This window comes from Pseudomonas sp. 21LCFQ02 (assembly GCF_024129895.2).
In the GTDB taxonomy this organism is placed as follows: Bacteria; Pseudomonadota; Gammaproteobacteria; order Pseudomonadales; family Pseudomonadaceae; genus Aquipseudomonas.
The window spans coordinates 5,263,782-5,286,283 of record NZ_CM178749.1 but is presented as its reverse complement, the minus strand read 5'-3'; the positions used below and the strand labels follow the sequence as shown (position 1 = coordinate 5,286,283).

The following is a 22,502-nucleotide window of genomic DNA, read 5'->3' as shown; positions in this document are numbered from 1 at the left end:
CTGCCGGCTGTGGATCGTGTGGCCGGCCATGCCCGCCAGCATGGCATGGCCGGCCAGCTCATCGGTTGCTCACTTGGTCCGGGTCAGCGTCTCTTCGAACACCCGCCCTTCGATCGTCAACAGGTAACGCAGCTTGCCGTCAGGCGTTGGCTGCAGAATCACCTGGGTCGGTGACTTGTGGCTGGGGTGGCTGAACAGCTCGGGTTTGTCCGAGTAGCTGTAGCTCTGAAAATGCAGGGCATCGCCGATCCAGCGCACATCGTTGTACAGGTAGTGCCAGTTGGGGTTGCTGGCGTGATACAGATAAGCCTTGCCTTGCGGGTCGCGGCGGATCTCCAGCTCCACGACATCGCCGATTGCCCACGTGCCCAGGTAGCGCTGCATGCGAGGGTGCGCCGGCAACTGCGGCGCGGCGACAAAGTCGCTGGCCTGGTAGGGCGACTGGCGTGCCTGTTCGGCGGCGGCCCCGGACGGCAGCGCGCACAGTGGCGCGACCTTGTCGACCTTGACGTAATCGAACGTCAACTGCTGATCGGCAACCTGCATGGCGAGCTGCATGGCCTTGGGGGCGAAGGCCAGAACTTTAAGGTCAAAGCTTTCTTGCGCTGATGCGATATGAATCGACTGGCCGTTGTCCGCCACCGTGTAAGTGGACACCTCGGGCTGCTGCGCCTGCCTGTCGCTGCAGTTGAACGGATACAGCAGCGCTTTGCCGTCAGCCCGGAATTCGGTGACGTTGGCGATGCCGTTGTTCAACGGCTGCATGGCCCAGATTCCGACAAGCGCATGTTTATCGCTGCTTGGTAACGCGCTGGCGTTTGGCGCGTTAGAAGAGTGTGCGCAGCCACTCAGAACGCTGACGGCGAGCAACAAGGACAGGAGTGTTTTGGACTGTTTGGACACGAAATTCTCCGGGGTGCCTGGCCGATCTGTTGGCAGATCAGGAACAAATAACCCGGTTTCGACCACCGCCAAGGCGATCAGTGCCGTAGTGTCAGCCAGCGCGGCTGGGCACTGCGCTATCCTGCGCCCTGGGACGGCTCATCAATGGAGGAGGCAAACATGTGTCAATCAACCAAAGCCCAGCTGTTCAAGGGGTTGCACGAGCGTAATGAGCCGCTGATTCTGGCCAACCCCTGGGACGCCGGCAGCGCACGGTTGCTGGCCTCGCTGGGCTTTGAGGCGCTGGCGACCAGCAGCGCCGGTCTTGCCTTCAGCCTGGGCGTGCGCGATACCGAGGGCTTGTTGTCGCGCGAGCAGATTCTGGAAAACGCCAAGGCCATTGTGCAGGCCACTGAACTGCCGGTCAGCGCCGACCTTGAAAACGGCTTCGCTGACTCGCCCGACGCGGTCGCGCGCACCATCGGCCTGGCGGCCGAGGCCGGACTGGTGGGCGGCTCGATCGAAGACGGCGCAGGGCGCAAGGGCCAAACCGTGTACGACTTCAACCACGCGGTAGAGCGCATCAGCGCCGCCGCCGAAGCCGCCAGGGCATTCCCGTTCACCCTGGTGGCCCGCGCCGAGAACTACAGCTTCGGCATCCAGGACCTGGACGACACCATTCGCCGGCTACAGGCCTTCGAAAAGGCCGGCGCCGATGTGCTGTATGCACCGTGCCTGCCTGATCTGCAATCGATCAAAACCCTCTGCGAGTCAGTCAATAAACCGGTCAATGTCGTGATGGGCCTGTCTGGCGCCGCCTACAGCGTGGCGCAGTTGGCCGAGGTGGGGGTACGCCGCATCAGTCTGGGCAGCTCCTTTGCCAGAGCCGCGCTGGGCGGCCTGCTGCGTGCGGCCCAAGAAGTCAGAGAGCAAGGCACCTTCAACTTCGCCCGCGACGCGATCGCGTTCAAGGCCATGAATGACTTGATGAAGGGCTAGCGCCTCGAACATCCCGGCCATCGCGTGGTCTAGACTCGCGCCTTGTTTTTCCGGAGACCCATCCCGATGCATCTGGACCTGATCGAATCCATCAGCCTGGCTGGCAGGCTGAACGTCGCCAATGATGACCGCGCCGGCAGCGCCGAGCGCCATGCCTGGGTCATCGACGGTGCCACCGACCTTGGTCCTGCCGGGTTGCTGGGCGCGCGCGGCGGGGCCGCCTGGCTGGCGGGTACTGCGCATCGGGCGTTCGCAGCGGCGAATGGCTCGTTAACCGACATCTGCGCCCAGGTGTTCGACACCGTGGCGGGCGCCTATGAAGGTGAGCGGCGGCGCGAGCCGCTGGCCGGCTGGGAACTGCCGCGTGCAGCGTTTGCCGCCGTGGCCATCGAGGACGACTCGCTGGTGTGTGGCTTCATGGCCGACTGCATCGTGCTGCACCGCAGCGCCGCGGGTATCGCCTTTCTGACCCCGCAACCCGACCGCGAGCGCGAGCGCGCCGAGGCCGCAGCACTGGGGCCGGGCACCGGAGCCGCAGCGGTGCGCAGTCCCGAAGTCCTGGCCGACCGCCGTGCGGCCCGCGAGCGGCCCAAGGCGGTGCTGGGTATCGATGCCGGGCATGCCCGGATCAACACTGAATATGTACGGGTGCCGGTGGCGCAGGGCGACGACCTGCTGCTGCTCAGCGACGGTTTCGCGGCATTGTTCGATACCTACCAGGCTTATGACCCTGCCGGCTTCGTCGCTCAGGTTCTGCAGCACGGGCTGGCGCCTCTGGCCCGGCAACTGCGCGACATTGAACGCCAAGACGCGGCTTGCCTGCGCTATCCGCGTTTCAAGGCCAGCGATGACGCTACCGGGCTATGGTTACGAGTGGGCTGAAACCGGTGAGGATGACCGCGCTCATTTGAATTGTTCGAGCAACCACTCAGTCAGCCGCTGACAGGCCGGCACCTGGGCTTTGTTTTCGTTGATCACCAGATAGTGGACTTCATCGCGCAACACCACTTGCTCGCTCACCGGACGGACCAGGCGGCCCTGGGCAATCAGCGGTTTGACCAGGTGATCCCAGCCCAGCGCAATCCCCTGGCCGTTCAGGGCCATCTGGATCAGCAGGTTGTAGTCATTGCTGCTGAACGCCGCTGGCCGAGGCGTCGCAGCACCCGCCAGGTCCTGCGCGAACCAGGCAAACCAGGCGTTCCAGTCGAACTGCTCGGTCAGCTGTGACCGGCCATAAGGGTCAAGGTCCAGCAACGCACTGTCACGCATGCCTTGCAAGGTCGGTAATTGCGGTTGAGCTTCAAGGTAGGCCGGGCTGCAGACCGGGTAAACGACGACATGAAACAGCGGCACGCGCAGATAGCCCGGCCGCTCATCCAGCGCCTGGGTGACGAAAACATCGGGTTCGATCCCAGGCTCGATATCCTGGAAGCGTTCGGTGGTGATGACGTTGAGGCCGACGTCGTTATTGCTGGCGAGGAAATCCGTGAGCCGGTGTGCCAAAAACATCGATGAAAATGCATGGGTGCAACACAGCGTCAGGGTGTCTTTATCACTGGTCTGGCGACGAATCCGCTCGGTGGTGTGGAAGATATTGAGCAGCGAGAGCTGCGCCGAATCAAACAGCAACGTGCCGGCAGGGGTCAGGCGCAGGTCCCGGCCGCTGCGTACGAACAAGTCAGTGCCCAGGTGCAGCTCAAGGTCACGAATCTGCCGACTGATCGCCGCCTGGGTCACACACAGGGCATCGGCGGCGCGGGTAAAACTGCGATACCGGGCGGCGGCGACAAACGAACGCATGGCCTTGAAAGAGGGCATTTTCAGCAATGCCAGATCAGTCTGAGAGCCTTCGCGCATAACAAAAACTACCTGTTTATCTGCATAAAAAGTCGATTCCGCCGGCCAGCCGCCGGGCCCTACACTCTAACGCACCACGCCCAGCACAGGGTGCCCTGCAGCCTATTTCACGTTCAGCCTTATAACTGCCGCGATAACCCGGTGCGGGTGACTGTGCCCACATAAAAAGGAAAACCCGATGCCTTATCCCTCGGCCAGACATGCCTTCATGCACGGGGTGCGCGTACTGCTACCACTGACGCCGGGGGTGATTCCCTTTGGCCTGGTGACGGGCGTGACCGCGATCAATATGGGATTGTCACCGGCGACCACTCTGGGCATGGCCGCGATGTTCTATTCCGGTTCCGCACAGATGGCAGTGCTGCAACTGATGCACAGCGGGGTGGTGCCGATCGCCATCGTGGTCACCGCGTGGATCATTAACCTGCGCTTCATCATGTATGGCGCCACCTTTGCACCGCACCTGCAGCATTTGCCGCGGCGCTGGTCCTGGCCGTCGGCTTATCTCTTGTCTGACCAGTCTTTTGCGCTGTGCAGCCTGAAGGCTTTTTCCGGTGAACTGGGGCCCTATCTGTTTCCGTTCTACGCTGGCACCGCGGTCGCCATGTGGCTGGCCTGGATGCTCTCGGTGGTAGCAGGGGTGTATGTCGGCGCGAGCATTCCGGAAAACTGGTCGCTGGGCTTTGCAATCCCGTTGTCATTCCTGGCCCTGCTGGTGCCCGGCATTCGCAGCAAACCGAGCCTGGGCGCGGCGGTGGTTGGTGGCCTGCTGGCGGTGTGGCTGGCGAGGTTGCCGTATAACCTGGGGCTGATCGTCGCCTCGTTGGGTGGCATCGTGGCCGGGCTGTGGATCGAGCGGTTGACCAATGCGTCGGGCAAGAGCGCAGCGCCTGCGACCGAGGAGGCTCAATGAGCGAGCTGACCATGTGGTTGATGTTTGCTGCCGTCGGTATCGGCACCTTTGCCATCCGCCTGTGTTTCATCGAGCTGCAAGGCCGCTGGCAGGTTCCGGCGCTGTTCACGCGGGCACTGCTGTACGTGCCCGCCAGTGTCATGGCCGCGCTGGCGTTGCCAGCGGTGGTCTACCCGGCAGGCCAGAGCAGCATCGATATCAGCAACCCGCAAATCCCGGCCGCCGTCATCGCTGCGCTGGTGGCCTGGAAGACCCGCAGTACGGTGCTGACCCTGGCGGTCGGGATGGCGGTGTTATGGGCAATCAGGTATCTGGCCGCGTAGCGGATTTCGGGAGGCGTTGATGCGGGCGGTGGCCAACGTCAGGGCAGCCGAAGCAATCAGCACAATGGCTGCGGCAACGAAGGTGGTTTGATAGCCTTGGGTATCGAACAGCACACCCCCCAGCGTGGAACCCAGAGCAATAGAGAGCTGGATCACCGCCACCATCAGCCCGCCGCCTGCTTCGGCATCAAACGGTACCGATTGAGCCAGCCATGACCACCAGCCCACCGGCGCGGCGGTGGCGACCAGGCCCCATAAGGCGAGCAGCACGAAGACCATCGCAACCGAATTCCCGAATGCCACCAGGCCAATGCCCAGTCCAGCCATCAGCAAAGGGATGACGATCAGGGTTCGATACAGGCCTTGTTTGATGAATGAACCGATGAGCAGGGTGCCTATGAAGCCGGCGATACCCAGTGCCAGCAACATCGTCGACAAGGTGGGTACATCAACGCGGGGCACGGTTTCCAGGAACGGACGAATGTAGGTGAACAGTTCGAACTGGCCCATAAAGAACAGGCCCACCGCGAGCATGCCCAGCGCCACCAGTGGATTGCCCAGCAGCGTGAATACATTGGCCGATCCTCTCGCCCGAGGCGCAGCCTGCATCGCTGGCAGGCTGATCCATTGCCAGATCAGGGCGATCAGCCCGACCGGAACAAGGCAGAAAAACGCACCGCGCCAACCGATGATACCGCCCAGATAGCTGCCCAGAGGGGCGGCGACGATGGTCGCCAGGGCATTGCCGCTGTTGAAGATCGCCAAGGCACGGGGCACGTTTTCGGCAGGCACCAGACGCATGGCGACAGCTGCCGACATCGACCAGAAGCCGCCGATCACCACGCCGATCAGGGCGCGCCCGACCATGTACATGATGTAGTTGCTGGCCAGCGCCACCACCAGTCCTGACACACACATCAGTGCGGTCAGCAGCAGCAACAGCGTCTTGCGGTTCATGGCGCCAGCGATCCATGAGATGGACAGGCTGGTCAGCACCGCAAAGGTGCCGGAAATGGCGATGCCATAACCGGCCAGGCCCTCGCTGACGCCCAGTTCGGTCGCGATGGGCGTCAGCAGGCTCACGGGCATGAACTCTGAGGCGATCAGCGCAAAGACGCACAGGGTCATGGCCCATACGCCGCTCCAGTGTGCCGGTGTCTGTGGGGCGCACAGGTCCTCGCGGACCGGCTCGATGCTTGGGTTGTTCATTGACGTCACTCGTAACCGTTATTCACGAAATGGCTTGCCGAAAAGTTTTCAGCCGCCGGCCAAGGCCACGACTGATCGTTCAAGACCATATTGACGTATCGGCATTGGCATGATTAGTAGGTATGGTTTTTATGAGTTGCTGAGAAAAATTCAGGAATGAGCCGGCACAAAATCAACGATCTACAAGCCTTCGTGGCCGTTGCCCGAGATCAGAGCTTTACCAAAGCGGCGGTCAAACTGGGTGTCACGCCTTCGGCGCTCAGCCACACGTTGCGGGGGCTTGAAGAGCGGCTGGGCGTGCGGCTGTTGTCGCGTACGACGCGCAATGTCTCGACGACCGAAGCCGGTGACAGGTTGATGCGTTCCGTCGCACCGCTGTTCGAGCAGATCGCTGCCGAGGTTGAGGCGTTGAACGATTTGCGCGAGACGCCGCGCGGGACCATCCGTATCACCTGTACGGACGATTCGATTGAGTTGTGCGTGAGGTCGAAGCTCAAGCGGTTCACTGAGCAATACCCGGACATCGTACTGGAATTGTTCGTCGACTATGGCTTCACCAATGTGGTGGAAGAACGCTTCGATGCTGGCATTCGCCTCGGGGAGGCCATCAGCAAGGACATGATTGCGGTGCGCATCGGGCCAGACTGGCGACTGTCGCTGGTCGCCACGCCGGCTTACTTCGAACGTAACCCCGCGCCGGCCACGCCCTACGACTTGATGAAGCACACCTGCATCAATATTCGTCACCGGCCGTCCGGATCGATCTACGCCTGGGAGTTCGAGCGAGACGGCAAGCCCTTCACAGTCAAGGGCGAAGGACCGCTGGTGTTCAACAGCATTGTTCACGTACTCAATGCAGCTCTGGATGGAATCGGCATCGGCTATGTCCCGCAAGAGCTGGTCGCGCCTTACCTTGCCGATGGCCGACTCATCGAAGTGCTGCCGCAGTGGTGCCCGACATTTCAGGGGTTCCACCTGTATTACCCGAATCGAAGGCAGGCCTCGCCAGCGTTCGCGGCTCTGGTGCAAGCGTTGCGCTACACACCCTGATCGTCACTGGCGAGCCCTGTACAACGGTGCCCCGAGCGGAGCACCGAGGCGGTCACTTGAGATTGCGCTGATAAAAGCCGGTCAGTTTTTCCCAAGGAATCAGGTCGGCACGGTCATACAGATCGACGTGCCCGGCACCCTTGACGTAGTAAAGCTCCTTGGGTTCGGCAGCGCGCTGGAAGGCGTCTTCGCTGAACTCCCTGGAGTGTGCCTGATCACCTGTGATGAACAGCATCGGGCGTGGTGAAATCGTTTCTATATCGTTAAACGGGTAGAAATTCATGAAACGGATTTCGCTGCTCAGCATGCGGTTCTGGGTTTGCTCCAGCGTCATGCCTTGCGGGGTGGCCGCCCCGCGTGGCGTGCGGTAGAACTCCCAGAACTCGCGGGTTATCGGGTCGGTCTCGGCATCCGCCTGCGCGGGCAGGTAATCAAGGAAAATGCCCTTGCCGGTGGTGTACTCGGTGTAGCGCTGTTCGGCCGCTTTGGCGAGCAACGCCTTGCGCTGGTCCAGGGTCACGGAGTGCTGCAGGCCATGGCGGGTAACGGCACCCATGTCGTACATGCTGACGGTGGCAACGGCTTTCAGGCGCGGGTCGAGTTTGGCCGCGCTGATCGAGAAACTGCCACTGCCACAAATGCCTAATACACCGATACGGTCACGGTCAACGAGGTCACTTGTGCCCAGGTAATCGACCGCTGCGCTGAACGCTTCGGTGTACAGCTCGGGAGCCACCAGATTGCGCGGCTGGCCCTCGCTTTCGCCCCAGAACGGCAGATCAATAGCCAGGGTTACGAAGCCTTGCTCAGCCAGTTTCTGCGCGTAGAGCATGGCGCTTTGCTCTTTCACCGCGCCCATGGGATGGCCGACGATGATGGCGGGTGCCTTGGCCTTGCGATCAAGGTTTTTCGGTGTCACCAGATTGCCGGTGACCTGCATGTTGTACTGGTTCTTGAACGTCACTTTCTGCACGGTGACGCTGGCGCTGTTATAAAAGTTATCAGCGCCTGCGGGGATCGCCGGGGCCTTCAGTGCCTGCGCGGCAAGAGCGGAACCGGCTGGCAGGGAAAGCAGGCCGAGTGAGGCGAGAAAAATACCGATGGCCGCCAGCCGCGCGCGGGGTTTGCCGGCAACAGGCAGGGGATTGGAGTTGGCTTGGGTAATCGTTAAAGAACTACTCACAGTCAGTGCACCTTATCAAGCAGGAGTCAAAGGTCAGGCCAGCCAGAACCGCTATCGGTGGTGGCTGCTGTTCCCGGTGACCGCTATGTTGACTGTCCGCGAGTCTGCTGATTAGTAGGGGGCGTTTTCATGTCTTTGTGAAAAAAACTCAGTAGTTCGTGGCGCAGCGCTAGCGTCTTGCATGGCGATCGCTGGTGTCGCCAATGCCGCTCATGCGGCGGCTAATCCTTGCGCACCCGGCTGACGTTGAACCCCGTCGGTCGGGTAGCGCCGGAGAATCTATAGCGGCCCACCTCGACTGCCTGACTGTCTGGGCCTTCGCTATGCACTTCGCTGATCAGTTTAAGGACCTGCGCTTTATCCAGCCCAGGTTCCAGGACCCGAATCACAGCCCGGGTGGTGCACAGCATCATCCGATATTGCGCTTGGCCATCGTTGAGCGGTGCCAAGGCACTGTACCAGCGCCCACGGGTTATCGAACCGTCGCCGTCTGAGTCCAGTTGCGCCTGTATCGCTGCATTCTTGTCTGTCCACAGCTGAGACGGCTGGTCCAGCCTGGCCTGGCTCAAGGCCTGCGACGGCGTGATCTCGCGACACCAACTGTGCTCTTTGAGTGCGCTGATGAAGCTCTGATTGAAGGCTTGCGCGGTCATGCCAAAGCTCAGTGGCTGATCACAGCCATAGCGGTATTCGAGGCGGTCGATCCTGCCGAGTCCAGCTTCCTTGAACAACTGCCTGGCGTCGTCGAGGAAGCTGTGGTCGTCCAGTTCTCCGCATTCACGAGTGACCTGGACAACCTGGGTGAAGGTGCCCTGCAAGTCGAAGCTGACAGCGAAACTCATGTTTGCGCTTTCGCCGTAGCGCGCACGCAACCTGGCCACTGCACTGTCGAGCTGATCTTTGCGGGCCAGCATCGCCTGGACATGCTGGTAATTGCGGTAGTAGCGGCCTGGCACAGACCAGTCGACTTGCACGGCGATGTACAGCATTGCGCTGAGGCCGAGCAATACCAGCAGCAGGCGTGTTCGTTTGGGCATGTTGGTCACAGTTGCAAGGTTGCGCACAGTATCGGCGACGAGTTGGCTGGCTTGAGCGTTATCCTGCAATAGCGTCCGGCATATGCCTCGCCAGCGCCCCAGGTGCAGGCAGCAGGCAAGCCGGCGCTGAACAGAACACACGTGCCCGCCGCCCAAATCGCCTCAAGCAATCGACTTGCCCAACAACAGATCGGCCGCTTTCTCGCCGATCATGATCGCCGGGGCATTGGTGTTGCCGGTGATCAGCGTCGGCATGATCGAGGCATCGGCCACCCGCAGGCCCTCAAGCCCGTGTACGCGCAGTTGATCGTCGACCACCGCCAGGTCGTCGTGGCCCATCTTGCAGGTGCCGACCGGGTGGAACACCGTGCCCAGGTTGGCGCGAATCCAGGTTTCGATCTGGCTGCGGCTGGTGACCTGCGGGCCGGGCACCAGTTCGCCCTTGAGGTGTCGGGCAAAACTCTCGGTGGCGACCAGTTTGCGGATCAACTGCACGCCCTGAACCAGCGTGTCGAGGTCTGCCGGGTCGCTGAGGAAGTTGGCTTCGATCAGCGGTTTGTCATGCGGGTCTGGTGAGTTCAGGCCGATCCGCCCGCGGCTGCGCGGGTGCATCACTGCCACATGCAGGCTGATACCGTGACCGACCGGGATGACGCGCTGCGGCTGGTTTTTCAGCGCCGGGGCGACGATCACGCCGATTTCCGGTGTGTCGGCTTGTGGGTCCAGGCGCAGAAAACCACCGGACTCTACGGTGTTCGAAGTCATCGGCCCACGGCGGCCAAACAGATACTGCAATGGCGACAGCGCGAGCCTGCCGATGCCTTTGCTGCTGAGCCCGTAGCCCAGCTCGGCATCTGAGCGGTACATCAGCACCACGTCCTGATGGTCCTGCAGGTTTTCCCCGACACCGGGCAGTTCGTGCTGTTGCGCAATGCCGTGACGGGCCAGTTCGGCAGCCGGGCCGATACCGGACAGCAGCAACAACTGTGGTGAGTTGATCGCGCCGGCGCTGAGAATCACTTCACGGTTGGCCAGCAGTTTTATCACCTCACCGTCGTGGCTGACTTCGACGCCGGTCGCCCGTTTGCCCTCCAGCAGTACCCGATGGGTCAGGGTGCTACTGAGAATGGTCAGGTTGCGGCGTTGCAGGATCGGATGCAGAAACGCTCTGGAGGCGCTGCAGCGTTCGCCGTTGATCTGGGTGACATGGAACGGGCCGATGCCTTCCTGTTGCTCGCCGTTGAAGTCGGCGTTGTAAGGCCAGCCCAGCTCGGCGGCGGCCTCATAGAACACCTGATTGACCGGGCTTGGGCTGCGCTGCTCGGCGACGTTGAGTTCGCCACCACGGCCATGCCATTGCGACTCGCCCGGCTCGAAGTGTTCGCTGCGGCGAAAGTACGCCAGCAACTCATCGTAGCTCCAGCCACGGTTGCCCGCAGCGGCCCAGCGGTCATAGTCATTGCGGTCACCACGGATGTAGATCATCCCGTTGATTGCGCTGGAGCCACCCCAGACCTTGCCGCGCGGGCAGGGGATTTCGGGGTTGGTGACGCCGTTCTGCGGCGCGAAGCGGTGCATCCAGTTCCACTTCGGGTTGGCGATCAGGCGGATGATCCCGGCGGGTGTGCGGATGTAGCCGGCCGGCAGCGGAGTGCGGTCGCTGGGGCCGGCTTCCACCAGGCAGACTGAAACCGATGGGTCGGCTGACAGTCGGTTGGCCAGCACGCAGCCGGCGGAACCTGCGCCGATCACGATGTAGTCGAAGCTGCGTTGAGTGAGGGTGGTCATAGGGTGTACCTCATAATGCCAAGTGCTGGTGGAGCCCGCGCACGCGCGCGGGCTCCACGTTTTTTCTGGTCTGGGTCGGGTATCAGGCCTGGCCTGTCTTGGCGGGCAGAGCGCCCGCAAGGTTTTTGCGGGCCAGCACGGCCGGTGCGGTTTCTTGCAGAAACAGCGACAGCAAACCGGCCAGCAGCGCGCCGCCGCAGGAGATCCACATGATGATTGACAGGCCGAAGCGGTCAGCGGCAAAGCCGGCGATGGTCGGGGCCACGAAGCCGCCAATCAGTTCGCCCAAGCCCATGATCAGGCCCAGCGCGGTGGCGATGTTGCCGCGGGCCACGGTCTCTGCCGGAATGGTGGCCATGAACAGGGTGAAGCAGCCAAGTCCTGTGTAGGTCAGCACCAGCAATGCACCGAGACTGATGGCATCGGGCGCATACAGCAGCGCAATCGGGCAGGCTGCCGCCAGCAGCGAAAAAATCACCAGGGTCGGACGACGGCCGAGCCGGTCGGAGATCGCCGCCACGCCGAAGCCCCAGATCACCCAGGCGACGCCCAGGCAACTCATCAGCGTGCCCATGGTGCTGGCACTGAAGCCACGGATGCTGACCAGAAAGGTCGGCGTGAAAGAGATCAGCACTACAAACCAAGTGACGAAGGTGCAACTGATCAACGTGCAGAGCATGATGTTGCGGATCTTCAACAGGGCAAAAATGCTGACTTTGCCGGTTTCGCTGTTGGTGGGCTGCGCCGCCGGGCGTGGTTCGTCAGGTTTTACGTAGCGCCAGATCAGCCAGGCGATCAGCAGCCCAGGCAGCAGCGAAACGATGAACGCGTGACGCCAGCCGAATGCCTCGGCCAGGGCCACCAGCACTGGCGGGCCGACCACTGCGCCGAGCAGGCCGGCGGCCGAGCCTTGCAGCAGGCCCATGTTCAGGCCGCGCCGATGCGGCGATGACGCCTCGACCATCAGCGATTGCGACAACGGCAGGATCGGCCCTTCGGCCAGCCCCATGATGGCGCGAAACAGCAGCAGGCTGAGGAAACCTCCGACCAGCCCGGACACTGCCGAACACAGTGAAAACAGAATAACCGCCACGATCAGCACCGGCTTGCGCTTGCCGTGGCGGTCGGACCAGGCACCGACCACCAGCCCGGAAATCGCCCAGGCCAGCGCCAGTACCGAAGACAGCATGCCCAAGTGGCTGTTGTTCAGTTGCAGCTCCTGCTGCATGAACGGAAACAGAAAAGACAGCGCCAGACGATCGAAAAAGACGAAGCCGAAAGTCAGGAACAGGATGCACAGCAAAGTGTTTTCATAGCGGGCGGTATTATTTTTATACGCCATGTCGTTCTCCAGGCCAGGGGCCAGTCACAGAGGCAGAAAATCGTCTAGTTCAAGGGCGTGCTCAGGGTGGCCGGGCAGCGCGCTGTCGCAAGGTGGTGAGCATGGTTTTCCCCGGTCTTGTCAGGGCCAGACAAACTCTATCTGCGGCCCGAAATCGGGGTTTGATCTGAACGGTCAGGATGTTTGTGGTTTCCTGACATCGGTTTCCCAAAGGCTGGAAAGGGTAAAAGTGCGACCGTTGACGCTTGAATGTTCACATGTTAATCATGTGTTTGCGGCTTCGATGCCCTGCCATACAGAGAACAATAAAATGCCTGCCACGACAGTGCTTGAAACACGGCGAGCCAGCACCCTCGATATACCAGTCGAGCAACGCCTGGCTTTTTGGGATGACTACAATGCGTCGATTCTGGTTGGCCTGAAGTGTTCGTCCTTTGCCCAGACAGGATTGACGGCCACCCAAGACAACCTGTGTCTTGATCGATTACGGCTGGCGCGCATCGACGGCAATGAACATGTGGTCGAACGCAGCCTGCCGATGATTCGGTCGACGCCCAGCGAGTCCATCTTTGTCGCGTTGGTGCAGCACAGTCAGTCGTTCTTTTACCAGGGCGACAATTGTCTGCTGTTACAGCCCGGTGACCTGTTGCTTTATCGAAATGACAAACCTTACCTGTTTGGTTTTTCCGGGCCGATGCGTTTGTTTATCTTCGATATGCCGGCCAGTGACTTTGCCGAACACTGCCTGCGTGATTTGCAGGGCGCGGTCAGAGTGGGCGCCGAAAGTCCGGTGCAACGCTTGCTGGTTCGCTCATTGGGTGAGCGTGTCGATGGCTTTTTCGATGCCCCCCGTCATGAACAGGCCGCTCGCTTCCAGACTGAGACTTACGACCTGCTGGCCAGCATCATCAGCGACCACGCCGGCGAGCACCGGGCCAGCGCGCTGAGCGCGGCCTACCTGCTGGCTGCCAAACAGTATATTCAGCAGCACCTTGATGACCCGGCGCTCAGTTGCGAGCAGGTCGCGGCGGCCACCGGGGTCTCCAGCCGCCACCTGGCGCGGTTGTTCGCCCAGGAAGGCGGGGCGCCGGGCCGTTACTTGCTGGAAAAACGCCTGGCGCGTGCCCGGCAAATGCTCGCTTCGCCTATGGGCGCGCGCCTGGGCGTGGCTGAAGTTGCCTATTGCAACGGGTTCTCCAGCCAGGCGCACTTTGCCCGCTCTTTCAAGGCGCGTTATGGCCTGACGCCCAGCGAAGTACGGCGGGGTTGATGTAGCTGGCCACCGGATTGGCAGAAAATGCCAACAATCGTGGCCGCGCGGGTCAAACAGGCACTTCTGATGGGTTGTTTAATATCACGGTAAGCCGGTGTAGCAGGGGATAACCATCATCTTGTTATCAGGGTGATGGCCAGTTTCCCTGAGCGCACTGTCACGGCGGTCAAATTTTAAATAACTGATCAAGCAACTTCATGGCCTCTTGGTACATGTAAACGTGCCGGGGTATGTGTGCGCGATGACAACTAACCATAACAATAAATGAGGTTGGTCATGAGAAACATTGGCTCTTGCTCGTGTGCAAGTTTTGGCTTGCTGATGGCGGCTCAGTTCGCCCAGGCGGATGTGCGTCCCGACCCCGGTGATTACACCGCGTTACCGAAGGGCACCAACGCCGTCGTGCTCTATCAACAGAATCCGCGGGGGGAGGCGCAGTATTCCGGTGGCGAAAAAGTTGCCGATGACCTGGGGTTGAAAATGACCGTGGGTGTGTTGCGCCTGATCCACTTCACGGATTTTTTTGGCACTGGCTACACTTGGGATCCGCAGATCGTGATCCCGTTCGGGCGTCAGGAGGTAGGTCTGATCGACAGCAAGAACACCGGCATCGGTGACATCACTTTCGGCGGTACGGTATGGACCATCGCTGATCAGGCGCGTAATGAACATCTGGGCTGGTCGGTGTTTGTCACGGCCCCCACCGGTGCAGACAAAGACCAGGGCTTTGCCTTGAGCAATAACCGCTGGGCACTGGACCTGCAGGTCGGCTATATCAAGGGCCTGACCGACCGCATCACCTGGGACGTGATCGCCGAGACCGAGTTCTATGACAATCAGCGTTCCACTGACGCAAAGAAAGAGCCGTTGCTGCAACTGCACAACCACTTGCGCTACAACTTCACCCCGCAAACCTACGCGGCGCTGTCTTACCGGCATAACTGGGGCGCCAGGGAAACAATGGACGGGCGCACACTGGCAAGCCGTCACGATAACGGCACTGTAGGTTTTACCGTGGCGACCATGCTCAGTAATCAGTTACAGGTGTTGGGGCAAGTGCAGCGGGATACTTCGATTCGTGAAGGGGTCAAGATCGACCATTCGTTGCAGTTTCGCCTGGCCTATTTCTACTGATACAAGCGCCTGCGTGTTTCACTGAGCAATTTTTTCCAAGACTTGTCCTGGGCAGGCTGTTTTGATGGCGCTGCGCTGATCCTGCACGTTCACGGCGGGCGCCTGTCTGGCAGTTGTTCAAGGAAACGATGATGGAATTTGGTAACGGTTTTTTGCTCAGCCTTTCGCTGTGCCTGGAGATTGGCCTGGCCAATATGGCGATGATCAATCTGGCGATGCAGCGCGGTTTTTCCCAGGGCGTATGGCTGGGCATCGGCACCTGTGTCGGTGATCTGCTCTACGCGGTGTTGGCCATGGCCGGGATGGCTGTCCTGTTGCAGATCGAGTGGGTGCGCTGGGTGCTGTGGCTCGGTGGTTCGCTGGTGCTCGGTTACCTGTGTGTGAAGATGCTGCGCAGCGCCCTGAACGTGCGTGCAGACAACCTGCAGGCGGCGGGTGATCAGTGGGGCCGGAGCAACCTGGCGCTGTTTTCTCGCGGCATCATCCTGGCGATGTCGTCGCCCAGCGCAATCCTGTGGTTCGCTGCAGTGGGCGGCGCAATCATCGCCCGGCAAGGCGCCGACATGACCGGCGCCGGCCTGTTCCTCGGCGGGTTCTTCACTGCCGGGGTGTTCTGGGCCTGCGCGTTGTGCCTGCTGGCGGCACAGGGTGGGCGGCTGCTGGGGCCGCGGCTGATGAAGTACACCTACATCGGCTCGGCGCTGATCTTTGCTTACTTTGCCGTTTACGTCGTGCTCACCGGCTACCTGGAGTTTTTCCCGGCTTCACCGCCAGCAAGCATCGAGCTGTAGCCCAGCGGCGATGCGCCCATCACTTTACGGAAGGCGTTGCTTAGATGGGCCTGATCGAAAAAGCCCAGCTCTGCGGCAACCCGTGCCGGCGGCTCGCCATGGCGTAGACGCTTGCGGGCTTCGATCAGGCGCAACTGCTGGAAATACTGCATGGGCGGCAACTGCGCGGCGGCCTTGAAGCTGCGCACCAGATGAAACTTTGACACGTTGGCTTCGGCGCAGAGGTCTTCGAGTTCAAGCGGTTCATTGAGGTTGGCCTGCATGAAGCGGATCAACTGCCCGACGCGCGCCGGCTCCGCAGGCCTGGCGGCCGACGTCGTGAGCCGCGCCAGCTCGCTGACCAGGCTCAGCAACGCTTCTTCAACATCAAGCGTGTCGAGGCACTGATAAAGCCCGGTGATGGCACCGAACAGTGCGGTATCGCTCAGCGCGCCTTCGTGCAGAATCGGCAGGGCATGCGTGCTGGCGGTTTCGCTGAGTGCCGAGTGCAGCGTCTGTGCGTCAAGGTGCAGGCTGATGAACTGCACCCCCTCGGCGGTAAACTCCGACGCCTGAATGGTCATGGGGTTGTACAACGTGACCTGACCCGGACTGACCTGCTGCTGGCGACCGTCGAACCAGATCCGTTCGTGACCGCGCAGGTTGGCGCTGATGACATACTCTTCATGGGTATGTTTCGGGTAGCCGGTGTTCTGCGCTGTTACCTTCGAGCACTCGATGTGCGCGATGCGGGTCAGATGTTCCAGTGTCACAGGCATGGGCAGGCTGTCTCAAACGTGCGTGCAGCCAGTATCTGGCAGGTGCGGATTCTATGACAACACCTTGCCCACCCGCATATTGATCGGCCAACTGATGGTTCTGGTGTCGGTTGCATCGCCCCACATGGCCGCCAGGTCTTGGGCAAAGCGCAGCAGTAGGTCCTGTTGAGCGTCCTGTTGGGCCTTGCGCACCGCCGACCAGGTCGAGACATAGCCCAGAAACGCGGGCAAGTCCCAGTCCAGTTTGATGCTCAAGGCAGGTGTAGTGACCGGCTCGAAGGGAAACGCCAGGGTCTGGTAACCCTCGTCGACCAGCTTGCGCTCGGCCGGCCAGTACGGGCCGATCTCTTGCCAGTAGAACTGCGCAAAGCGCTTGCCCAATTCGCCTTCAAGACCCAGCACGCCATAGCTGATCAGCGCCAGCATCGCATCCCGCTCGGCAATGCGCCGTACCTCGTTGTAGAACACCGGCAGGTCGAACCAGTGCGCGGCCTGGGCGGCAGTGATCAGGCTGGCACTGTGGTCGGGCAGCGGAATGCTTTCGGCCGGGGCGCATTGGTAAGTGATATTGCTATGCGTCACGGTGTGGGCGATCTGCTCGGCGCTGGGGTCGAACCCTGCGACCTGCGAAAAATGCCCGGCCAGTTGCTGAGTGAGCTGGCCATTGCCGCAACCGACGTCCACCGCCAGGGTCCGGTTCGGCGCGAGGCTGGCCAGGTATTCGCTCAGTGCAGCAGGGTAGTGAGGCCGATAACGCGAGTAATCAGCCGCGCCCTGATCGAACCAGTTATTGCTCATTGAGTGTTTTTCCTGCGCAGTGGTTGAGTTTCAGCTCTGTCAGCCGCTGGGCAAAGCCTTTCTGCTCCAGCGCCCGAGCGGCGTGTTGCAGTGCCTGACACAGCGGATAGCCGATCTCCTGTTCGAGGTTTTCGATCACCTGAAAAGTGGTTGCCCAGTGCTGCTCAAGGCGGGCGATCAACTGCTGGCCGTGGGCGGTCAGCTCGATGCGGCTCATACGTGCATCTGCCTGACGCTGGCGAGCAATCAGGCCCTCGCTCTCCATCTGACCCACCGTCTGGCTGATCGCGCCCTGGGTCAGGTGACTGTGGGCGGTGATCTGCGTCACGGTGCTGGCGCCGGCCTGAATGGTACGCAGCACCGGCGTGAAGCGCGCCCGGTAGTCCAGGCCCATCTGCTGGTAGTGGTGTTGCGCGCCGTGCTCTACCAATTCGTTGACATAGCGCAGCAGTTCACCCAGGCCGGGTTGTTTTTTCTCGGACATGCGGGCCTCCTTGGGCAATGCGTGAAAACTACATTAGCGCTAATGTAATTGGCAAGCGCTGTTTCAGAACCTGTGCTGGCCTGGCAAGCGGCGCGTGGAGTAAGGTGAGGCGCTGCATCATCTTGTGAAGGATCTGTCGATGCCCAACGCTCTGCTGCGTCCTGAACCGGCGCCACTCTTGGCGCCAGGAGAAACCGTCGTGCTGTTCGATGGGGTGTGCAAGCTGTGCAACGGTTGGGCGAGGTTTCTGATCCGCCACGATCAGCACCAGCGTGTGCGGCTGGCCACCGTACAATCGCCCGAAGGGCAGGCGCTGTTGGCCTGGGCCGGTTTACCGCTGGATCGTTTTGAAACCATGGCGGTGATTCGCGACCGGCACTGTTGGCTGCGCTCTGATGCGTTTTTCGAGGTTCTACGGCAGTTGCCGGGTGGCTGGCCGCTGCTTGGGGTGTTCAGGTGGCTGCCGGTGCGGCTGCGTGACACCGGTTACGCCTGGATAGCGCGCAACCGTTATCGCTGGTTTGGCAAGTACGACCAGTGCCTGTTGCCGACGGCTGATCATCAAAAGCGGTTTTTGTAGCACGTCAGCCCCCGGTGCTCCGGTTGCTCGCGAAGACAGTGGCCCCGCAGGACTAATGCCGATCAGTTAAGGCGGTATGCTTCACTGCCTTGTTGCTGCCCTGTGGGAGCGAGCTTGCTCGCGAAAGGGCCGGTGAAATCAACACATTAGCGGTCGGTTTCACGCCACCTTCGTCGGAGTGCCGCCCAGACCAAGGTCGCTCCTGCAAGGATCGCGCGGCGGGTGACCCCGCGCAGGCGCGATCAATGCGCCCCGGGCATCAATCGTGGTGCTCTTCACCCACAAAAGTCAGCGAGCTGAACAGCGCGCGTTTGCTGTAGTCGGCGTTGCCTTTGACTTCAACGCTGGTCTGGGCCGCTATTACGTTGAGGCCGGCGTTGCGCACCACCACCTGAGCGTTGCCCTGGGCGTCGGTTTCGCCGCTGGTTTCATCCGGCGCGCTGCGGTAGTCCGGGATCAGTTTGATGCCGGCGGCGGGTTTACCGTCAAGCAGCACTTTGACCGGCAGTGGTTTGCCAACGCCGATTTCCAGCGGGTCGGCCTGGGGCACGATGACCAGTTTCAGGGCGTCCAGCGCCGGCAGTTTCACGTGGTCGTTGATCGCCAGGCTGTACTTGCGGGCCTGCACGGCGTCGCTGCCGCCGGGGACTTTGGACAGTGGCTGGTTGACCCACTTGCCATCCTTGCCCTTGGTGTACACCCCCAGGTCCAGTTCAGCTGCCACTGCGGCTGCTTCGCCAGCCGGCTTGAGGCGGGCGTGGTCAGCCTGCGGCTCGATGGTCACGGCAACCGGTTTGCCGGTCTTGTCCCAGGCCCAGCCAGCGGTCACTTGTGCCGGCTTGTAAGCGGTGTCTTCAGCGCCTTCGCCAAAGACCACTTCGATATTGCCACGGCGTTGCTCGGTCCACAGACCGTGGGCGCTGGCCTGGGCTGTGAACAGAGTGCTGCCGATCAGGCTCAGGGCGAGCAGGGAGGGTTTGAGGCGCATGGTCGATCCTTGTCGATCAGGTTGAGAAAGCGGGCAGTGGAGCCATTCGTGGAATGGTGTAACTGAAAATGATTCCCGTTATCTCAGTGATCGCAGCAAGGCACAACAATATCTTGTTACTTGTTTGTAACAGGGTGATTCAAGGCTGTCAGGGCTCTGCGCAGCGCTTGTCACAGGGGAGGGGATAGCAACAGGCAGAAGCTGCCCGGCAGGTTCGCCGGGCAGATAACGCGGGTCAATCAGTCGTGGTGCTCTTTACCCACGAAGGTCAGGGAGGTGAACAGCCCGCGTGCTTCGATATCCGCGTCGCCCTTGACCGGCAAGGTCGTTTCAGCGGCGATGATGTTCAGGCCTTCATTGCGGATGATCACGTTGGCGCGGCCTTCAGCATCGGTTTCAGCGCTGACTGTGTCCGGTTCGCTGCGGTAGTCACCAAACAGCTTGATACCGGCGGCCGGCTTGCCGTCGATCAGCACCTGCACCGCCAGTGGCTTGCCCGGACCAACTTCCAGCGGGTCGGCCTGCGGCACGATGACCATCTTCAGCTTGTCCAGATTCGGCAGTTTGGCGTCATGCTCATAGATCGCCAGGCTGTACTTGAAGGTGTGAATCGAGTCGGTGCCGCCGGGCACTTTGCTACGGCCTTCGTTGATCCATTTCTTGTCCTTGTTGCGCGTCCACATGCCGTTGTCCAGCGCCACGCTCACCACCGCCGCAGGCTTGAGCGGCTTGAGGCGGGCGTGGTCGTCCAGCCGTTCGACGGTCACCGGAATCTGCTTGCCGGCCAGGTCGTACGCCCAGGCCCCGGCGACTTTTTGCGCCTTGAAGGCGTTGTCTTCAGCGCCATGGCCGTAGACCACTTCGATATTGCCGCGGCGTTGTTCGGTCCACATACCATGGGCACCAGCCTGCCCGGCAAACAGCGCCGCACTGATGACGCTCAAGGCCAGCAGAGAGTGAGTCACGCGCATGATGAATCCTTTTTTTGTTGTTGATCAGAGGTTAAGGGTGAGGCTGACGGTGAAATTACGAGGTTCGCCGGGGGCAATCCAGTAGTTGCTGTAGGAGCGCTCGTAATATTTTTCGTCAAAGATGTTGTTCAGGTTCAGGCCCACAGTGACGTTGTCGGTGGCCTTGTAGTGAGCCAGCAGGTCAACGGTGTGGTAAGCCGGCAGCTCGAACGAAGTGCCCGCTTCACCGGAGCGGTCGCCCACATAGCTGAAGGCGGCGCCGACATCTGAACCGCGCAGCAGGCCTTCCTGGAACTCATACACCCCCAACAGGCTGCCACTGCGCTTGGCCACCCCGAGAATGCGGCTGCCGGCCGGGATGCTGCGGTCGCCTTTGGTGACCTCGGCATCCACGTACGCCAAGGCGCCGATGACCCGGATCGCGTCGGTAAGCTGGCCGCTCAATTGCAGGTCCAGGCCCTGGCTGCGCGCCTTGCCAATGGCGCGGCTGGTGTCGCTGCCAGGGTCCAGCGCCAGAACGTTTTCCTTCTCGATATGGAACGCTGCCAGGGTGGTGCTCAGGCGTTGGTCGAACAGTTCAGCCTTGATCCCGGCCTCATAACCGACCCCTTCTTCCGGATCGAAGCTCTTGCCCGCCGCATCCAGCCCGTTGTTGGGCTTGAACGAGGTCGAGGCGTTGGCGAACAGACCGACTTGCGGGGTCAGCTGGTAGAGCAGGCCGGCGCGCTGAGTGAAGGCGTCATGGCGTTGCTGCTGGGTGGCGTTGCCGGCGTAGTTGTCGATCTGCTGGTCGAAGTGCTCGTAGCGCGCGCCGATCATGCCGCGCAATTTGTCGGTGAAGATGATCTGGTCTTGCAGGTTCAGCGCGCGGCTTTCTACGTGCTCGAAAAAGTCGGTGCCGGAACGCGCGCCCGTCGGTTTGGCCTGGCCGTAGACCGGGTTGTAGATGTCGATCGCGTAAGCGCTGCCGGCGATGGCGGTGACCCGTTCGTTCTTGCGGTAATTCTCGTATTCGGTGCCGATCAGCACTTCATGCTGCAGGGCACCGGTGTCGAAGAAACCGCGCAGTTCCAGTTGGGTAATGCTGTCGTGCCAGTTCATGTCGCGCTCGCGGTAACGGCGGTTGACCGTCCGGCCATCGGCGTTCAGCGCCCGCGATTCACTGGCGAAACCTGACAGTTCACCCTGCTTGTAATGGCTGGCCAGGCGCACCGACCAACTGTCGTTGAGCTTATGGTCCAGCGCGGCCTGGATCATGTTGTTGTCGTTGTCGATCTTGTCGTTCGGTTCACCCAGAAAGGTCGAACGCGATACACCGCTCCAGCGGTTGTTGGGCGCAACAATGCCACGGTCGAAGATCGAGTCGTGGCGCACGAACTCGGTCTGCACCAGCAGCGTGGTGTCAGGGTCAAGCTCCCAGCGCAGCGACGGGGCGACGAATACCCGATGGCTCTCGACGTGGTCGCGGAAGCTGTGATTGTCTTCCACCGCCAGGTTGACCCGGCTCAGCAGTTTGCCGTCGGCATCAAGCGGGGTGTTGACGTCCAGCGCGGTGCGGTAGCGATCCCAACTGCCGGCGCTGGCCTGCAGGGTGGTGAAGGCTTGCTGTTGCGGCTGCTTGGTGACCATGTTCACGGTGCCGCCCGGATCGCCACGGCCATACAGGCTGGCCGCAGGCCCCTTGAGCACTTCGATCCGCTCGATGTTGGCGGCGTCCGGGGTGGCGGGGTAGCCGCGGTTGGCGCTGAAGCCATCCTTGTAGAACTCCGAGGTGGTAAAGCCGCGGATGCTGTACTCGTAGAGGGTCAGGCCGCCGAAGTTGTTCTGCTTCGACACACCGCCGGCGTAATCCAGCGCACGCTCCACCTGGGTGGTGCCCAAATCCTTGAGCACGCTGGCCGGCACCACGCTGATCGACTGCGGGATGTCCTTGATCGCCGTGTCAGTCTTGGTCGCCGTGGCTGAGCGCGTGGCGCGATAGCCTTTCACCGCACTGGTCGCGGTTTCGTATTCGTGATCGGCGGTGACCGTCACGCTATCGAGTTCAATGGGGTCTGCGGCGTACAGCGGCGCGCCGAGCACGCCAAAGGCGAAGCCGGCAAAAGAGGCGAGTGTGCGGGAGGACATTGCGAGGGTTCCTGA

22 protein-coding genes are annotated in these 22,502 nt (G+C 61.3%); 9 read left to right on the top strand and 13 right to left on the bottom strand.

Translation table 11 applies throughout. The annotated features are described in order from the left end of the window. Positions 1-69: 69 nt before the first annotated feature. Positions 70-765 carry a hypothetical protein gene (locus NJC40_RS23835; protein ID WP_253141663.1) on the bottom strand — a complete coding sequence of 232 codons (696 nt, stop codon included), beginning with the start codon at positions 763-765 and terminating at the stop codon, positions 70-72. A gap of 297 nt (positions 766-1,062) precedes the next feature. On the opposite strand from NJC40_RS23835, the gene NJC40_RS23830 reads away from it, so the two are divergent. Together NJC40_RS23830 and NJC40_RS23825 are read left to right on the top strand one after the other, a co-directional pair. Next, on the top strand, positions 1,063-1,881 hold the full coding sequence (locus NJC40_RS23830; protein ID WP_253141666.1) for an isocitrate lyase/PEP mutase family protein: 819 nt from the start codon (positions 1,063-1,065) through the stop codon (positions 1,879-1,881). 66 nt (positions 1,882-1,947) lie between these two features. Continuing rightward, positions 1,948-2,763, top strand: coding sequence for a protein phosphatase 2C domain-containing protein (locus NJC40_RS23825; protein WP_253141668.1), 816 nt, complete (start codon positions 1,948-1,950; stop codon positions 2,761-2,763). Between the two features lie 21 nt (positions 2,764-2,784). Here the strand turns inward: NJC40_RS23825 and NJC40_RS23820 are convergent, their stop codons facing one another. Then, a complete protein-coding gene (locus tag NJC40_RS23820) occupies positions 2,785-3,738 on the bottom strand; it encodes a LysR substrate-binding domain-containing protein (RefSeq protein WP_045492539.1) in 954 nt (317 codons plus the stop codon). Positions 3,739-3,916: 178 nt separating this feature from the next. On the opposite strand from NJC40_RS23820, the gene NJC40_RS23815 reads away from it, so the two are divergent. Both NJC40_RS23815 and NJC40_RS23810 read left to right on the top strand, forming a co-directional pair. After that, on the top strand, positions 3,917-4,651 hold the full coding sequence (locus NJC40_RS23815) for an AzlC family ABC transporter permease (RefSeq protein WP_253141671.1): 735 nt from the start codon (positions 3,917-3,919) through the stop codon (positions 4,649-4,651). Continuing rightward, complete coding sequence (locus tag NJC40_RS23810; protein WP_045492533.1) at positions 4,648-4,974, top strand: AzlD domain-containing protein; 327 nt, start codon at positions 4,648-4,650, stop codon at positions 4,972-4,974. The genes NJC40_RS23815 and NJC40_RS23810 overlap by 4 nt, the downstream gene beginning before the upstream one ends. Here NJC40_RS23810 and NJC40_RS23805 read toward each other — a convergent pair. Next, positions 4,945-6,183 (bottom strand): MFS transporter, encoded by a 1,239-nt coding sequence (locus NJC40_RS23805; RefSeq protein WP_253141674.1) that lies wholly within the window; start codon positions 6,181-6,183, stop codon positions 4,945-4,947. The genes NJC40_RS23810 and NJC40_RS23805 overlap by 30 nt on opposite strands. A gap of 156 nt (positions 6,184-6,339) precedes the next feature. Here NJC40_RS23805 and NJC40_RS23800 point away from each other — a divergent pair, with 156 nt between their 5' ends. Beyond that, entirely contained in the window at positions 6,340-7,233 is an 894-nt protein-coding gene (locus tag NJC40_RS23800) for a LysR family transcriptional regulator (RefSeq protein WP_045492527.1), read from the top strand. Between the two features lie 52 nt (positions 7,234-7,285). Here NJC40_RS23800 and NJC40_RS23795 read toward each other — a convergent pair whose 3' ends face one another. The 4 genes from NJC40_RS23795 to NJC40_RS23780 all read right to left on the bottom strand — a co-directional run bounded on the left by NJC40_RS23795 (position 7,286) and on the right by NJC40_RS23780 (position 12,583). Beyond that, a complete protein-coding gene (locus NJC40_RS23795; RefSeq protein WP_253111855.1) occupies positions 7,286-8,299 on the bottom strand; it encodes an alpha/beta hydrolase in 1,014 nt (337 codons plus the stop codon). 338 nt (positions 8,300-8,637) lie between these two features. After that, positions 8,638-9,453, bottom strand: a complete 816-nt coding sequence (locus NJC40_RS23790; RefSeq protein WP_253141677.1) for a hypothetical protein — start codon at positions 9,451-9,453, stop codon at positions 8,638-8,640. A 162-nt stretch (positions 9,454-9,615) separates the two neighbouring features. Next, entirely contained in the window at positions 9,616-11,241 is a 1,626-nt protein-coding gene (locus NJC40_RS23785; RefSeq protein ID WP_253141680.1) for a GMC family oxidoreductase, read from the bottom strand. Positions 11,242-11,323: 82 nt separating this feature from the next. After that, complete coding sequence (locus NJC40_RS23780; protein ID WP_253141685.1) at positions 11,324-12,583, bottom strand: MFS transporter; 1,260 nt, start codon at positions 12,581-12,583, stop codon at positions 11,324-11,326. Positions 12,584-12,893: 310 nt separating this feature from the next. On the opposite strand from NJC40_RS23780, the gene NJC40_RS23775 reads away from it, so the two are divergent. The 3 genes from NJC40_RS23775 to NJC40_RS23765 all read left to right on the top strand — a co-directional run bounded on the left by NJC40_RS23775 (position 12,894) and on the right by NJC40_RS23765 (position 15,781). Beyond that, positions 12,894-13,853, top strand: a complete 960-nt coding sequence (locus NJC40_RS23775) for an AraC family transcriptional regulator (protein WP_253141689.1) — start codon at positions 12,894-12,896, stop codon at positions 13,851-13,853. A 279-nt stretch (positions 13,854-14,132) separates the two neighbouring features. Then, entirely contained in the window at positions 14,133-14,990 is an 858-nt protein-coding gene (locus tag NJC40_RS23770; RefSeq protein WP_253141695.1) for a transporter, read from the top strand. A 131-nt stretch (positions 14,991-15,121) separates the two neighbouring features. Further along, positions 15,122-15,781, top strand: a complete 660-nt coding sequence (locus NJC40_RS23765) for a LysE family translocator (protein WP_144403339.1) — start codon at positions 15,122-15,124, stop codon at positions 15,779-15,781. Here the strand turns inward: NJC40_RS23765 and NJC40_RS23760 are convergent. From NJC40_RS23760 to NJC40_RS23750, 3 genes are read right to left on the bottom strand one after another with little or no spacing between them, the layout of a single operon-like run. Then, positions 15,733-16,539: an AraC family transcriptional regulator gene (locus NJC40_RS23760; protein WP_253141698.1), complete on the bottom strand. Its 807-nt coding sequence runs from the start codon at positions 16,537-16,539 to the stop codon at positions 15,733-15,735. The two genes, NJC40_RS23765 and NJC40_RS23760, sit on opposite strands and share 49 nt — an antisense overlap. A gap of 51 nt (positions 16,540-16,590) precedes the next feature. Beyond that, the gene (locus NJC40_RS23755; protein ID WP_253141701.1) at positions 16,591-17,337 is read right to left on the bottom strand and encodes a class I SAM-dependent methyltransferase; all 747 of its coding nucleotides are present in this window, start codon (positions 17,335-17,337) and stop codon (positions 16,591-16,593) included. Then, the gene (locus tag NJC40_RS23750) at positions 17,327-17,821 is read right to left on the bottom strand and encodes a MarR family winged helix-turn-helix transcriptional regulator (protein ID WP_253141713.1); all 495 of its coding nucleotides are present in this window, start codon (positions 17,819-17,821) and stop codon (positions 17,327-17,329) included. The genes NJC40_RS23755 and NJC40_RS23750 overlap by 11 nt, the downstream gene beginning before the upstream one ends. Positions 17,822-17,960: 139 nt before the next feature. Here NJC40_RS23750 and NJC40_RS23745 point away from each other — a divergent pair, with 139 nt between their 5' ends. Further along, positions 17,961-18,401 carry a thiol-disulfide oxidoreductase DCC family protein gene (locus NJC40_RS23745; protein ID WP_045492498.1) on the top strand — a complete coding sequence of 147 codons (441 nt, stop codon included), beginning with the start codon at positions 17,961-17,963 and terminating at the stop codon, positions 18,399-18,401. Between the two features lie 259 nt (positions 18,402-18,660). Here the strand turns inward: NJC40_RS23745 and NJC40_RS23740 are convergent, their stop codons facing one another. From NJC40_RS23740 to NJC40_RS23730, 3 genes are all read right to left on the bottom strand, one after another. Beyond that, complete coding sequence (locus tag NJC40_RS23740) at positions 18,661-19,389, bottom strand: DUF4198 domain-containing protein (RefSeq protein WP_253141716.1); 729 nt, start codon at positions 19,387-19,389, stop codon at positions 18,661-18,663. A gap of 239 nt (positions 19,390-19,628) precedes the next feature. Further along, complete coding sequence (locus NJC40_RS23735; protein WP_253141720.1) at positions 19,629-20,360, bottom strand: DUF4198 domain-containing protein; 732 nt, start codon at positions 20,358-20,360, stop codon at positions 19,629-19,631. A gap of 24 nt (positions 20,361-20,384) precedes the next feature. Continuing rightward, positions 20,385-22,487 carry a TonB-dependent siderophore receptor gene (locus NJC40_RS23730; protein WP_045492489.1) on the bottom strand — a complete coding sequence of 701 codons (2,103 nt, stop codon included), beginning with the start codon at positions 22,485-22,487 and terminating at the stop codon, positions 20,385-20,387. Between the last annotated feature and the right edge of the window lie 15 nt (positions 22,488-22,502).